We start from the raw sequence: 14,459 nt of genomic DNA on the forward strand, positions 1-14,459 counted from the left end.
CCAGGTCTGCCGTCGCCACTTCTTCGCGTGCCCAGTTGTTCATGCTCCCCTCCGGTGGGTTGGTGATCCTGCCATCTTAGGCGCCGCGAGGAGTTCGTGCTTGGATCAGAACCACTTATGTATAAGGTTGAGCGCTGGAGCCTGGGAGCCAGATGACATGGAGTTTCTACCCCGCCATCGCCGCCTTCAACTCCGCCGCATATTGATCGGCATTGAGCCCAACCAACAGGTGCAGCACATTGTCCGGCAAGCGTAGAATGCCCTGCACACCGGCGGCTTTGAGTGCGCCTTCATCCAGTTTTGCGCCATCCGTGACGGTGATCCTCAACCGCGTCTCGGCGGCGGCCTCGGCCTGTCGCACATTGGCAGCGCCACCCAGGCTCGCCAGTATGGCGCGGGCCTTGGCCGGGGCATTGGCGTCGCGGGCGCGCGGCTTCAAGGCATCGGCCTTGTATTGCACCTGGGGCGCATCGGCACCTTCCGGCAATTCGGCCTCGGGGCCGGCGTTGGCCAGGTACTCCTCCATGTCGGTCTTGAGATTGTCTGACTTGGGTCCAAAGATGGCCTGTAGGTTATTTCCGACCGTCACCACACCGGCCGCGCCCAGCGCCTTGAGCTTGTCCGGGTTGGCCTTGCCCATCTCCTTGACCGCCACCCGCAGCCGGGTGATGCAGGCGTCCAGGCCCAGGATATTGCTCTTGCCGCCGAAGGCCAGGACCAATTCCTTCGCAAAGTCGTCCGCAACCATCGCGTTGCCGTCCACCGCGTCGATGGTTTCGGTCTCACGCCCGGGCGTCTTGAGATCGAACCACTGAATCAGTGTGCGGAACACGACATAATAGACCACCGCGAAGATCGGCCCCAGCACCAGGATGATCCAGGGCTTGATGTCATTGACATAATAGAGCGCATAGTCGATGAAACCGTGGCTGAAGCTGTAGCCCAGGCGCGCGCCGAGCAGATAGGTACTGAGATAGGCCACGCCCACCAATACGGCATGCACCACATAGAGCAGCGGGGCAACGAACAGGAAGGCGAACTCCAGCGGCTCGGTGATGCCGGTGAGGAACGCAGTCAGGGCCGCCGAGCCCATGATACCGGCCACCCGCGCCTTATTTTCCGGTTTGGCGCAGTGATAGATGGCAAGTGCCGCGGCCGGCAGGCCGAACATCTTAAAGACAAAGCCGCCGCCCAGGATGGCCGCCTCATAGTCACCAGCGAAGAAACGATTGAGCACGCCATGCACGACCTTGCCGGTCGCCGGGTCGATATAGGTGCCGACCTCGAAGAAAAATGGCACGTTCCAGATATGGTGCAGACCAAAGGGCAGGAGCATGCGCTCCACCACGCCGTAGATCGTCACCGCCGCCGCCGGGTTGCCATAGGCCGCCCAGTCACCGAAGTCACGGATAGCCGCCCCGATGGGCGGCCAGATAACCGCGAGGATGGCGGCCAACCCGATGGCGGCAAAGGAGACCACGATCGGGACGAAACGCTTGCCGCCGAAGAACCCGAGATAAGCAGGGAGCGAGATCCGGTAATAGCGATTGTAGAGATAAGCGGCGATGAGTCCGATCAGGATACCGCCGAAGACACCGGTATCGATGGATTCGATACCGAAGATCTTCTTGATCTCGGCGCGGCTCTGGGCCGCCGGGAAGGGGACCAGCTCGCCCTTACCGGCGTCGTAGAGTGCAATGGCACCCCCCGAATTCTGCGCGGCCCGGATGATAAACGGCACTGTGACCTTGTCGCAGGTCAGGGTCGCACCCTTGACCTCCGCGGACCTGAACTTCTCCAGTGTTCGCCCGTCTTTGTCGAGACAGAGAAAGCGTTCTCTCGCCGCATCGTATTCCAGATGAACGGCCTGGCCACCGTCGCCGGTGAGCTTGAGCGGCTGCACCGGCGCCACCCAGCCGATGAACAGCAGCCCGATGACCCCGAGCGCGGCCAGCATGACGAAATAGCCGACGGTGGCGGCCATCGCCGCCACCCCGTCATTCTTGGTAAAGCCCAGGACCACGCCGATGGCAAAGATCAGGGGCAGGATCATGAAGATCGCATCACCGGAGGCGGACATGATGCGCCCGATCTCGGCAATCCAGGGGGTCTGCGCCTCGCGGGCAATGGAGGCCCCGACGCCCAATAGTATACCGGCCACCGGCAAGACCGAGACCGGCAGCATCAGTGCCTTGCCGATCTTTTGCAGCCCGCCGAAGGTACTGCCCCAAACGGTTTGAAGACTCATCTGTTTCTCCAGGGCGAAAGCCGATTCAATGCCGATTCAATAGTCGAGGGGCACCAGGGCGCGCACCCCGGCGGCGCTGTCCGCGGTCAGTGCCTGTTCCGCCAGGGCCTGGCATTGCGCCAGCGAATACGCACGCACCTGCGCCTTGACCGCCGGAATGGACGGCACGCTGACCGACAGCTCCGCCACCCCCAGGCCCACCAGGATGGGCACCGCCTGGGGATCGCTCGCGAGCCCCCCGCAGACCCCCACCCATTTACCCTCGGCGCGAGCACCTTCAACGGTGTGGGCAATGAGTTGCAGCACCGCCGGGTTCATCGCATCCGCCTTGGCCGCGAGCTTGGGGTGGCCGCGATCCATGGCCAGAGTATATTGGGTCAGGTCATTGGTGCCGACGGAGAAGAAATCGACCTCGCGGGCGAATTGGCGGGCCAGGACGGCGGCGGCGGGCACCTCCACCATGATCCCCAGCTCCACCGCGTCACCCAGGCCCAAGTGTGCGCGCTCCTCCTCCACCAATCCCTTGACCGAGCGGATCTCATCGAGCGTCGCGATCATCGGAAACATCATCCGCAAGCGCTGTCCCTCACCGGCGCGCAGGATGGCGCGCACCTGGGTGCGCAGGATCTCCGGGCGGTCGAGCCCGATGCGCACCCCGCGGATGCCGAGCATCGGGTTCTCCTCCCGCGGCATGGGCAGATAGGCGAGCGGCTTGTCGCCGCCCACGTCCAGGGTGCGGATGATCATGGGCCGGCCATCCAGCGCCTTGGCGATGGCCGAGTAGATGGCGTATTGCTCGTCCTCGGTCGGGGCGGCGGTCCGGTCCATGTACAGGAACTCGGAGCGCAGCAGGCCCACGCCCTCCCCGCCCAAGGGGAGCGAGCGCGCCGCATCCTCCAGGCCGCCGATGTTGGCCACGACCTCGATGCGCTGCCCATCGCTGGTCACCGCCGGGTCCATGGCGGCGGCCAGGTCGTTGGCGCGCCGCACCGCCAGTCGCTCCTTGAGCGTCTTGATGCGCTCGATCTCCGCCGGGTCCGGGTCCAGGCGCAGGCTGCCCTTGGACCCGTCCAGGATCACCGGCGTACCGTCGGTGAGATCCATGGCGCGCGGCTCGATGCCGGCCACCGCGGGCAGGTCCAGCGAGCGGGCGATGATGGCGACATGGGAGGTCGCACCGCCGCCCACGGTGGCAAAGCCCAGCACCCGGGTGCGGTCAAGCCGGGCCGTGTCGGACGGGGTCAGGTCCTCGGCGATCAGGATGGTATCCGGCGGGGCCTGCGGCTCCTCCAGCGGGGTGCCGGTGAGGATGGCCAGCACCCGCCGACCGACGTCGCGTAGGTCATTGGCGCGCTCGGCGAGCAGCTGATTGCGCAGCCGTGCCAGGCTCTGCGCATGGGTGGTAAAGGCGGCACGCCAGGCGTAGGCGGCGCTCTTGCCCTTGGCAATGGCACTGTCGGCGATGTCCAGCAGGCCCGGGTCGCCCAATAGTTCCTGATGGGCGGCAAAGATGGCCGCCTTGGCCGGATCGGCCTGACCGCGCAGCTCCGCCTGCAAGGCCTCGAGCTGGTTGCGGGCGATGTCCAGCGCGTCCTCCAGCCGGCGGCGCTCCTGGTTGGGGGTCTCGCCGGTCTCCTGGACCTCAATCTCCTCCCGGCGCAGGCGCCACACCCGTCCCACCGCGAGCCCCGGCGAGGCCGGCACCCCGAGCAACAGCTTGGGGTCATCCGAGCGCGGGTGCGGGGCCGGGGCGGCATCCGCGCTGATCTCAGTGGTGGCCGGGGCCGGGGCCGGCGCACTGCCCTCGTCGCCCAGACCGGCGGCCAGTTCCGGCACCAGGGCGGCCAGCGCCTGCGCGGCGTCCGGCCCTTCGGCCACCAGCACCACCTTGTCACCCTGCTCGATGGCCAGGCCCATGATGGAGACCAGGCTCTTGGCGTTGGCCTGATCGTCGCCGCGCTGGAGCGTGATGCGCGACTGGTAGCGCTTGGCCAGGTTGGCCAGCACCGCCGCCGGACGGGCGTGGAGCCCGGTCGGGTTGGGGATCAGCACCGCCTCGGAGATCAGCCGCTTGCCGGACGCCTGCCCCTCGTCGGCAGTCGCGTCGCTCAAGTCCAGGGTCAGCAGGGTGTCGACCCCGGCGTGCACCAGGCCGGTGGCCGGATGGTAGGCGGCAACGCGCTCGCCGTTGGTGACGACGATCTGGGTCAGCAGGCTCTTGGCATGGGTCGCCAGAAAATCCGCGTCGAAGGCGATCAGTGGATCGCCCAGGGCCACCGTCTGGCCGGCAGCCACCTTGGGTGTGAACCCCTCGCCCTTCAGGTTCACCGTATCCAGGCCGATGTGCATCATCAGCTCGATCCCCTCGGGCGTCACCAGGGTCACCGCGTGGCCGGCCCGATGCACGTTCGTCACGGTCCCCGCGCAGGGGGCCACCAGCATCTGGCTCAGGGGGTCGAGCGACAGGCCGTCGCCCACCATCTTCTGGGCAAAGACCGGGTCAGGGACCTGTTCCAGGGGTAGGATGACGCCGTCCAGGGGCGCCTTCAGCTCGATGGTTCGCACCGCGATCTCCTCTTCTGGTGATGACTGGTCACGTAGTGCCCCGCCATGGGGGTTGGACGCGTGAGTTTACAGGTACGGGGCAACGCGGCCCGGTGGCAGGCGATTGGCCCCTCGTGCTCCTCTCGACTGGCCACCGCTGCATGCCCTGACGAATGGTGGGAGGCGATGCCTAATCCTGGCAGGGTGCGAAGGCAACGGCAACCACCAATACACTGGCAGTCGTGCGCCCCGCCGGATAGCACGACCGTGCCGCCCGCCTGCGTCTTACACCTGGGACATCGAGCCATGGGGGATCGGGCGCTGGTGTCACGGGGGGCGGAAGAGGGCTACTGGGCCAGGCGGCCTTGGGTCTCGGCCGCAGGCTGGGGGCGGCGCCCGGAAGTCGAGCTTCCGCGGCAACGATAGGTCAGGCACTTGCCGCGCCTGTCGCGGGGCGCTCACGCGCTATGAATTCTTAGTGAAGTCGCATGACCTCGGTATGGCTGGCAGGTGAAACCGGTGCCAACTGCGAGGTCTCCCGGTCCCTGACGAAGATGCCATCGCCGCTCTGGCGTGGGCTACCGTCGGCCCGGTAGCGAAAGATGCGCCGTTCTTTTGCCAGTTGTGGGGCCTTATCGACATGCTGCGCGGTGATTTCAAAGCGACGTACCACTCTGCCGTCACTCAAGTTCACATAGTCAATCCGACGCCCCATTCCGGTCTTGGGGTCAAGCGCAATGGAGCCTTCACGATTGCGCAGATAGGTTTCTGACTGGATACGCTCGCTGGGAAAGCGCTCCCGAATGAGACGCTGCGCGATCACTTCCCGACGCACGCCGTCGCACTTATTGATGACACCCTGACAGGGTTTGGGCGCGGCCGTAAGCGGCGCTTTCGCTGGCGCTTTCGAGAGTGCCCGTGCGGCGGAAGGGGGCGCATTGGCCACTCTTGCCACCGGTGCCCGCACGGCAGCCCGAGCGACACCCGCCGCCGCCGTTCGGCCCAAATAGCCACGCACCGCACCCAACAGAAAACCGTTGGCCTCGACCTGGGACGGGCTGACAGTGCAAGCCAGCGCCAGGATCAGAGCGGCATAAGCGAACGGCATGTAATTTCCCCCAAGTGCATTCATAGGCCTGTCAGACCCTAGCGAATCAACGCGCGCAGACCGGTAAAGACGACGCGCAACAGCCAAAACGGAAACTTCAACACCGCCTTGATCATATCTGCCGTCAAGCTACCCACCACGTGATCTGCCGCGTTCCCACCGACCAACAGTGACAGTATCCCGCGGAACGCCCAGACCAGCATCGACACCACGGAAAACACCAACACGAGCACCACGAATGCCGGCGGAAGCGCCTGAAACAGCGGGTCAAGGACAGGCGCGGCGACCACCGAAACGATCAGGATGAACCCGAGACGAACGATTGAATTCAACATAGGAGAACCTCCAGATAATTTTCAGAACTTGCCCTGAGCGACTATTGATCAATCATCGTCACAGTGCCATGTGCTGTTCGGTCTCACAGACGCCCTGCCGAATGGCCAGGGCATCTGTTTCGACCGAGCCGGCGGTCAGCCGGTCCCCCCCTTGTTGATCGGGGAGAGGTTGGTTTCGAACCCCTCTGGGACCGGCGCCCGACCGAATTCGGAGCGCGGGATGAGCGCGCCATCATGGGTCAGGATGGAACCGACCTCCGGCGAGACCAGGTCCACGACCTTGGCGTCCGGGCGGACGTGACGCACTTCGCCGTCGATGATGATGGGTTTCGGCTTAGCCATGGTGCACCTCTGGTGTTTGGGTTGATTGAGCATCGAGCAGGAGGCCCGCCAGCGACGTTGCCGCATGCATGGCGCGGGGCCGGGGCAGCGGCTCGGTCTGGGCGACCCCGGCGTAATAACTGCAAATCGGGCATTCCGGGTCCGGCGTTTCCGGGAAATTCTCCCGGTCGGCCCGTTGGAAGGTCCCCGCGCGCCAACTCTCGGAGATCATGGTCGCCGTGGGACGCCAGCCGCAGAAGTAATTCAGCAGTTCAGTCTCCAGCAGCGCCGCGGCCCGCTGGTTGACGGCATAGACGCTGGGCGTGCGCGCGGCGGGCGCATCCAGCACATAACCGGCGGCGCGGCGCGAGCGGGCGGTGGCCTCGTCCAGGAAGGCCTCCAGGGTTCGCTCACGGTCCCAGAGAATGTATTGGGTACACTCGCCGCAGGCACTCACACCCGGCAGGATCGCAAACATCCGCACGCGGAAGTCCGTTTCAGCGCCCACCCCGGTCACTGCGCACCCGGCATCGAACCAGGGCAGGCTATATTGCAAAGCCACACGGTTCAGGTGATAACGCGCCTCGTCGTTGTCGAGCCCGCCGACGATCAGGTCGCATCCGGAGAGCGCCCTCTCGGCCTCCGGGGCGAACACTGAGCGATCCACCACCCTGAGCCGCAGCCGCGGAAACATCGCCCGCAGCCGCTCCCCGAGGTGGGTCGCCTTGGGCTGACCCACCGAGGCCGGCGAGCCCCCCTGCCAGCGGTTGAGATTGGTCGCCTCCAGGCGGTCGTCGTCCACCAACACCAACCCGCCGACCCCGAGTCGGGCCAGTGCCTCCGCGAGGATCGAGCCCAGCCCGCCGCACCCGACCAGGGCCACGTCCAGCGCCGCCAGCAGACGCTGCTGGGCGGCCGGTACGAAATCACGCTGGCGGTCGAACACCTCATCCAGGGTCTGCGGCGCCGACCCGAGCCCCACCGCCAAGCGTTCAAACCGGTCGCCCACCACGTCGAAACTGTTGACCGGCGCAAAGTCGCGGGAACGCCGCCCATCGATCAGGCGCGCATCCAGCCCCTGCTGGCCCAGCACGACCGACAGGTTGAAGATCGGCCGTGCCATGCCAAGGTGCGGATGCCGCCGCAGCATCGGTTCGAAGCGCTCGCGCAGATAGCGGTCGAAGATGCGGTCATCACGGTCATCGACGCCGGAAAAGGTCGCCTGCTCGCTGAACCAGTGATCATGGACGTTTACCAGGCAATTGAATGACGAGGCCGCAAAGCGGACCAACAGACCATTGAGAACCGCCGGGTCGAGTTGCACATTGCCGCCGGACTGCCGCAGGAAGCAGTCCGGCGCGAACAACATCAGTGGCGCGGTATGCGGCACCAGCACGCACAGACCACCGTCGGGGTCATCAGGCAGCGGATAGGCCTGCGCCCAGAGATAGCTCAGTGCCTCTGCCCGTTTGCCGGGCGCCAGGTGATAGGCGCGCAGCCGCTCCATGACCGATGCCGCGATCCGGACCTTGACCTTCATGATGACCTCACTCACTGATTCGATTCGGCGAACCAACTCGCCAGGAACTTGCGGATATTGTCGCCCCGTGCCGGCTGATCCGCCCGGTAGCGCCAGGCATTACCGCCGTAGTGGTAGCAGATCCAGGTGTAGTCCCGGATCGGCGGTGCCTCGTGGAAGGCTTGATCCGCAAAGGCGTTGAAGCGCCGTTGTAACTGTCCGATCAGCGCCTGATTGTTGCGGTGCAGCACATAGAGCCCGATCGGCGGGGTGGCCGGGAAGTTATCAGTGACCACCAGCAAATCAATGTAGTCAGGCCTATACCCGTCAGGCAGCGGAAAATTGCGCACCGTGAGGAACTCCGCGGTTTGGCCGAGCTGCACCGTCCGCGACTCGCCATTCAACGGACGGTCGAAATGGTCGAGAAAGGCTTGGATATTGGCCACCTCCCAGCGCAGTTGTGCGAGCTTCCGCGGCGAGCCGAGCAGACTGTTCAGGTTCATTGATTCGCTCCTTCATTGTCCGGATGATTGGGTCGGTCACCGCCGACCACGCGCAGGTTGGGCCGCGCCCGGGCGCGACGGATATCATGGACCTTGGCCTCGTATTCCACAGACACCTGGGCGGCCTCCGAGCGGGTGCGGGCGATCAGGCGGCAGGTGTATACAGATGCCGGAGCAAACACCATCTTGACCAAGATGAACATCATCTCGAAGGTCACCAACACCACGGTCATCATCCAGTTGAAGCTGGACACCGCGGGTCCCCGAGCGGCATCGGCCTTCAATTCGGTCAGGGCGATGTAACGCATCAGCGGGTCGTTACGCAACGGGACCCAACGGGGGTCTTGCTCCTTCGCCAGGTCAAGCGCGACGACCTCTTGACGGGACTGCCTGGTGCGCGTCTCCAGTTGCGCGGTGAGGTCCGCGTAGCGGCGGTCCAGGTCCGCGACCCGTGCGTTTGCCTGCGCCAGGTCGTCCTCGGCACGTTGCAAGAGCCGCTCCGCCTCGGACTGCAGCCGGATGGCGTCCCAGTAATCCCGACCTTTACCCTTCTTGCGTCCGCCGTAACCATCGGCCTGCCGCCCCGCCTCGATGCGCGCCTGGGCCGCGTGGTCTGCCGCCTGGTCACGCAGTTGCATGGCCGCCTGCGCCTGCGCTGCCGCCTGGGTTCGCGACCCCGCGACGGTTTCAATCTCCGCCTCCAGCGGGGCCAGCAGCCGCGATTCCAGCCGCTCCTTTTGTGCGGTATAGTCCTGCTCGATCGGTGCATTGCGCTGCACGCGCTGGGCCTGCAGGTGGTTGTCGATGGTCGACCCGAAGAGCCACAACGTCACCCCGGTGGCGGTCGCGACCGAGAGCAGCAGCGCCATCACCAACCGCAGCCCGACCTTGGCCGCTATCCAGGGAGACAGCCGCTCATCGGTGCGCAATACCCCCGCCACCTCCCAATCGCTCGCTCCGACCGCCTGGTCGAAGACAAAGATCAGCGCGGCGCACAGCATCCCCAAGGCGATCGGCAATGCCCCGGAAAGGAAACTGGACCAGAAGGCCGTCCAGGCCACCCCCGCCACGCTGGTAACCAACAGCAGAGCCAACGCATTGGCAATGATGGTCATCCGGTCGAAGGCATTAGACTGAGCCGCCAGCTCGGAATCGGCGCGGGTGATCCAGCAGCAGAGATTCAGCAGCCAACCCGTCCTCACCCGTGCGTCGTGCATCTGCATGATCAACCTCTCGATTTAGTCAGTGGTCAGAACCGCTCGAAACGAAAACACCGCTGCTGGTCATACCGGTCCGGTTGCCCGGATAGCGATTCAATGGCCTATTGCCACGGGGTATGGATTAGATTCAGCAAGTCGTCAGCCCCGGTCAGCTCGCAACAGAAACGGGGGGCGACCGTAAAGCTCATCTGGTCCTGTCGCCCATCAGCTCCGGTAGCAATCAACCGGAACCGCTCCGGCGCGAAACCGACCTGCACCAGCACCGCGCCTTGCGCAGATACCTGAAACTCCTCCTCCCGGTCGACCGCCAGCAGCCGCACCTGCAGCGACTCGGTCACCCGCCAGCCAACCTGGATCTCGTCCCCCGGCAATCCGCTGACGGACCGGCAATCCATCTGAATCCGCACCGGTGGCTGTGCCACCGCCACCAGCGCCTCGGCGCGCACCTGTGCGGCCTCAGACCAGTCCGCGTGGCGGCTGCGGGCCAGCAGTTCCAGTCGCAAGGCCCCGGCCATCCGTGGGCGGTACTCGATGGCGCCCGCCGCGCCACCCGCAAACTCGGCCTCGACGCCGTCCGCGTCCCGCACCCGCAGTACGCAGGCCTGTGCCCCGGGCGCTCGCCACCGCAGCACCACAGGTTCATCCCGCACCGCCGCACCGGCCGCGCCCAGCTCCACGACCTGTGGAATCACGATCTGCGGCTCGATGCGCTGTTCCGCGCCCCCCGCGGCCGTCACCAGCCGAATCCCGATCGGCTCACCAGCCATCCGAAACCGGTGCTGCCCGCGGGGCTGGACAATCAGCTCGCCGACATCCGGCAGGGTGAGCACGCCACGCTCGACCGCACAGCCCGAAAAGTCCCAGTTCACGGTGACCATCTCACCGGGCTCGGGCCGCGGCGGCACAACCGCCAGTTCGACCACGCCACCGATGCGCCCTTGTTCGGCGAAACGCTGCAAGTCATCGACGGCGGCTTGTGACAGCATGGCGCGACGGCTCCGGTGACTTCATGATTGATGCGGGGCTGGTTCCCGAAGGGGCTCCTGAAGGGGCTGACCGTCTTCAGGTTGTCTTTCACCTTGTCACTTGCGAAAAATCGCAGACCTTCACCAGTAATCGGGTAGCCTGGCCGGCAGGATCGACGGGGCGCGGACTGGCTCAGGCGGACAATTCCGCGGATGCGAACGCGGGGTCGGAATGCAGGCAAGAACGCAGACTGTCCAACATCGCGGCCAGCAATCGGCGCATCGGTCGCCGGGCGATCCGGAATCCTTCCCGGTACCAGGCCGGGTAGAACAACCCGCGGCCTTCCTTGGTCAGCCGCACCGCGCCGTCGTCGCAATGGGAGAACATCGCCGGCTTGAGCAGCCCGCGGTCGGTCAGCAGCCCATGCACCCAGTCGTCCAGTTCGGCGCGCGCCGGCTCGATGAGGTCCAGCGACAATGACTCGCGGTCCCGGTGCAACGCGTGCAGGAAGCCGATCTGCACATCCAGCCCGGCATGCAGCGCGAGTTGCGTCGCCTGGCCCTGCGCCAGCGTGTAGGCCAAGGACATCAGCGCGTTCGGCTCATCGCGGGGCGGCTGCCGCGAGCGGCCATTGAAGCGGAACGGCCCACCGCGCAAATACAGCGCCTCCAGCGCGGCAAAGTGCTTCACCGTCGCCGCCCCCTCCACGCCCATCAGCGCCGCCACATCCGACACCGCGGCGGCGGCCTGCATCGCCCGGTAGAGATCGGATTCGCCCGCGGGGGCATGGCGGCGGGCGAACTCGGCCATCGCCTCGAGCTTGGCCCAGACCGCCCGGCGCGCCAGCTCCAGCCGCCGCTGCGGATCGGCAAAGGCCAGATGCTGTGCATGGCGCAGGGCGACATGACGATGGGGCATGCAGCTGAAGCCCACGGCCGGCGTACGGCCGCGCACCGGCAGCGCCGTCAGTGCCACGCCATGCGCGGCGATCGCCTGCAACAGCCCGGTGCTCAGCTTCACGTCGCCGTGCAGCACCACGGAGCCGAGCGCACGCAAGCCGACCCGCTCCCGCCGGCCGTCGGCATGCACCAACACCACCGTATCGTGGGACCCCATCTCCAGCGTGGCGCCGGCATGATCGACCACGAGTGCCAGATTCCCGCTCATGAAGTTGCCGATGTTCGGCCGGAGCGCGGCCGGTTCCCGACAGGGTTCACCGGCGCGCGCATCGATCGTCAGCCGGCCCTGCAACCACCGCAGCCGCAGCCCATCGAGCGGCCACCAGACGGCGAGCAGGTCCGAGGAGAAATCGCAGCAGGCCGAGATCTCGGCCAGCACGCCGCGACACTCCGCATCGCCCAGCATGGCCTCGAACACCGAATACTGTTTCGCATGATGGAGCGAATCCAACACCCGCCTGATGCCGCGTGCCCGCCGCGGGCAACCGATGTCATAGGCCAGTACCACCAGCCGCGCGGGCCTCAGGCCGGCACTGGCAAACAGCATGATCAGCATCCTCCAGCAGGGGCAACGGGGCCGGTCAACAGCCCGGTGGTACTCAGCCACTGACCGAGAAACCGGAAGGGCCGGGACGCATCGACGATGGCGGTCTTGAGCGGGTGCAGGCGCAGCCGCATCCGCTCCACCACCTGCGCACAGCGCTGCTCCAGCGCTTGCGCCCGGCAGCGGCCGGCGCAGAGCAGCACGACGTCATCGGCAAACCGGACCATGGCGGCATGCTCCTCCTGCATCGCGTCGTCCAGCCGCCACAGATAGACATTGCACAACCAGGGGGCCAGCACCGAACCCTGGGGAATGCCCACCTGGTCACGTTGCTCGGCCGTGTCCCAGCCCAGCCATTGAGCGACCAGTTCCGCGGCCTCCGGGGCACCCACCCGGCGCGCCACCTCGGCGAGCAGGGGGCCGCGCGGAATCGAGTCGAAGCACCGTTCGATATCGGCATCGACCACCCAGGACAGCCCACCGTCCAGGAAGGTCCGAACGCGCGCCACCGCGCCCGCCACGCCACGCCCCGGCCGGTAGCCATAGGAACAGGGCGACATCTCGGGGTCCGTGCGCGCCTGCAGGACATCCAGCAGCGCACGCTGGGCGACACGGTCACGAATCGCGAACACCCGCAGTTCCCGGCGTTCGCCGTTGGCCTTAGCGATGGAAATCGTTTGGGGCGTGGATGGGTGGTACGATCCGCTGCGCAGCTCGTGCGCGAGCTCGAGCATCGGCACCACCGGCGACCCGGCAACCGCGTACATCGGCACCCCGGCCGCCCAGAGTCCGCGATAGCGACGGTAACGGCCAAAGGCGCTGCCGAGATTGATGCTTTGGCAGACCGCCGTGCGCAGTGATAGCATGTCAACTCCCCTCGCCGACGAGGCGTCAGAACCATGTCACCTTGTCACTTGGCAAAAATCCGGCACCTTCACCAGAAATCAGGTAAGGCGGGGCTGTCGCCACCGCTGGTCGCGCCGGCCGGTCTTGGGCCTGTCGGCGCCAAGCACCTGACGGAAAAGGAGATTGCGGGTGCCGCGCGAGGGGCTATTGAAAGCAGCCGTGCAGAGACACGCTGGAAACATGCCCACTTGGGCGATGATGGAATTGTTGGCTATTGAAAGCAGCCGTGCAGAGACACGCTGGAAACTATTTGAGCAAAATCTCAAGCTCAGCTAATGCTATTGAAAGCAGCCGTGCAGAGACACGCTGGAAACCGACCAGGAAGTGCTATCTCATGCAGGGAGGCTATTGAAAGCAGCCGTGCAGAGACACGCTGGAAACCTCCTGCTGGGCGAGAGATGCGTTCTCCGCTATTGAAAGCAGCCGTGCAGAGACACGCTGGAAACTGATTCCCCCCGTCACTAACTCCTTCACCGCTATTGAAAGCAGCCGTGCAGAGACACGCTGGAAACGACGTCGGTCAACTGAGGTAGAACGTTAGCTATTGAAAGCAGCCGTGCAGAGACACGCTGGAAACTCGTGGAATTACTGACTCCCACAAATGTCGCTATTGAAAGCAGCCGTGCAGAGACACGCTGGAAACTGATCTGATCACCCTTGTCCAGTTTCCCGGCTATTGAAAGCAGCCGTGCAGAGACACGCTGGAAACCGGCAGGAAGAGCGCCTTGATCTCGATGGTTGCTATTGAAAGCAGCCGTGCAGAGACACGCTGGAAACGGGGTGTTAAACTTAAAAGTCGAAATCAAGCTATTGAAAGCAGCCGTGCAGAGACACGCTGGAAACTCCCCTTTCGAGGGTGTTATCTAGCTAAAAGCTATTGAAAGCAGCCGTGCAGAGACACGCTGGAAACTCTGCGCCAAGTGAAGTTGCCGACGATTTTTGCTATTGAAAGCAGCCGTGCAGAGACACGCTGGAAACTTTTTATGCAGTCTTGTTTTGACAGCATCCTGCTATTGAAAGCAGCCGTGCAGAGACACGCTGGAAACCTATCGCCCTCCGGCGCAGAACTGATAAAGCTATTGAAAGCAGCCGTGCAGAGACACGCTGGAAACACTCAGATCTCCTAGGTTGAAAAATCAGAGGCTATTGAAAGCAGCCGTGCAGAGACACGCTGGAAACTTTCCTCCACCAGCTCAGGATTCACCCCATGCTATTGAAAGCAGCCGTGCAGAGACACGCTGGAAACCTTTCGCCTGGAATGCCCGTCCGATTGCCGCTATTGAAAG

At 64.9% G+C, this 14,459-nt stretch carries 11 protein-coding genes and 1 CRISPR repeat array; all 11 genes read right to left on the bottom strand.

The window, feature by feature from the left end; translation table 11 throughout:
- Positions 1 to 166: 166 nt before the first annotated feature.
- Positions 167 to 2,248 carry a PTS transporter subunit EIIC gene (locus QZY44_RS31800; protein WP_295457039.1) on the bottom strand — a complete coding sequence of 694 codons (2,082 nt, stop codon included), beginning with the start codon at positions 2,246 to 2,248 and terminating at the stop codon, positions 167 to 169.
- A gap of 36 nt (positions 2,249 to 2,284) precedes the next feature.
- Positions 2,285 to 4,813, bottom strand: a complete 2,529-nt coding sequence (gene ptsP, locus QZY44_RS31805) for a phosphoenolpyruvate--protein phosphotransferase (RefSeq protein WP_295457040.1) — start codon at positions 4,811 to 4,813, stop codon at positions 2,285 to 2,287.
- Between the two features lie 454 nt (positions 4,814 to 5,267).
- Positions 5,268 to 5,900: a hypothetical protein gene (locus QZY44_RS31810; protein WP_295457042.1), complete on the bottom strand. Its 633-nt coding sequence runs from the start codon at positions 5,898 to 5,900 to the stop codon at positions 5,268 to 5,270.
- Positions 5,901 to 5,938: 38 nt separating this feature from the next.
- Positions 5,939 to 6,235 (bottom strand): hypothetical protein, encoded by a 297-nt coding sequence (locus QZY44_RS31815; protein WP_295457044.1) that lies wholly within the window; start codon positions 6,233 to 6,235, stop codon positions 5,939 to 5,941.
- A 135-nt stretch (positions 6,236 to 6,370) separates the two neighbouring features.
- A complete protein-coding gene (locus QZY44_RS31820) occupies positions 6,371 to 6,577 on the bottom strand; it encodes a hypothetical protein (RefSeq protein WP_295457047.1) in 207 nt (68 codons plus the stop codon).
- The gene (locus tag QZY44_RS31825) at positions 6,570 to 8,111 is read right to left on the bottom strand and encodes a ThiF family adenylyltransferase (protein WP_295457050.1); all 1,542 of its coding nucleotides are present in this window, start codon (positions 8,109 to 8,111) and stop codon (positions 6,570 to 6,572) included. The genes QZY44_RS31820 and QZY44_RS31825 overlap by 8 nt, the downstream gene beginning before the upstream one ends.
- Complete coding sequence (locus tag QZY44_RS31830) at positions 8,108 to 8,578, bottom strand: hypothetical protein (RefSeq protein ID WP_295457052.1); 471 nt, start codon at positions 8,576 to 8,578, stop codon at positions 8,108 to 8,110. The genes QZY44_RS31825 and QZY44_RS31830 overlap by 4 nt, the downstream gene beginning before the upstream one ends.
- Positions 8,575 to 9,801 carry a DUF4407 domain-containing protein gene (locus QZY44_RS31835; protein ID WP_295457055.1) on the bottom strand — a complete coding sequence of 409 codons (1,227 nt, stop codon included), beginning with the start codon at positions 9,799 to 9,801 and terminating at the stop codon, positions 8,575 to 8,577. Before QZY44_RS31835 ends, QZY44_RS31830 begins: the two co-directional genes overlap by 4 nt.
- 98 nt (positions 9,802 to 9,899) lie before the next feature.
- On the bottom strand, positions 9,900 to 10,784 hold the full coding sequence (locus QZY44_RS31840; protein WP_295457058.1) for a hypothetical protein: 885 nt from the start codon (positions 10,782 to 10,784) through the stop codon (positions 9,900 to 9,902).
- Positions 10,785 to 10,956: 172 nt separating this feature from the next.
- Positions 10,957 to 12,270 carry a CRISPR-associated endonuclease Cas1 gene (cas1, locus tag QZY44_RS31845; protein WP_295457061.1) on the bottom strand — a complete coding sequence of 438 codons (1,314 nt, stop codon included), beginning with the start codon at positions 12,268 to 12,270 and terminating at the stop codon, positions 10,957 to 10,959.
- A 2-nt stretch (positions 12,271 to 12,272) separates the two neighbouring features.
- Positions 12,273 to 13,133, bottom strand: coding sequence for a reverse transcriptase domain-containing protein (locus QZY44_RS31850; RefSeq protein WP_295457064.1), 861 nt, complete (start codon positions 13,131 to 13,133; stop codon positions 12,273 to 12,275).
- A gap of 183 nt (positions 13,134 to 13,316) precedes the next feature.
- Positions 13,317 to 14,419: a CRISPR direct-repeat array (repeat unit 37 nt; unit sequence GCTATTGAAAGCAGCCGTGCAGAGACACGCTGGAAAC).
- Positions 14,420 to 14,459 lie beyond the last annotated feature (40 nt).

This window comes from uncultured Thiodictyon sp., assembly GCA_903837595.1.
Lineage (GTDB): Bacteria > Pseudomonadota > Gammaproteobacteria > Chromatiales > Chromatiaceae > Thiodictyon.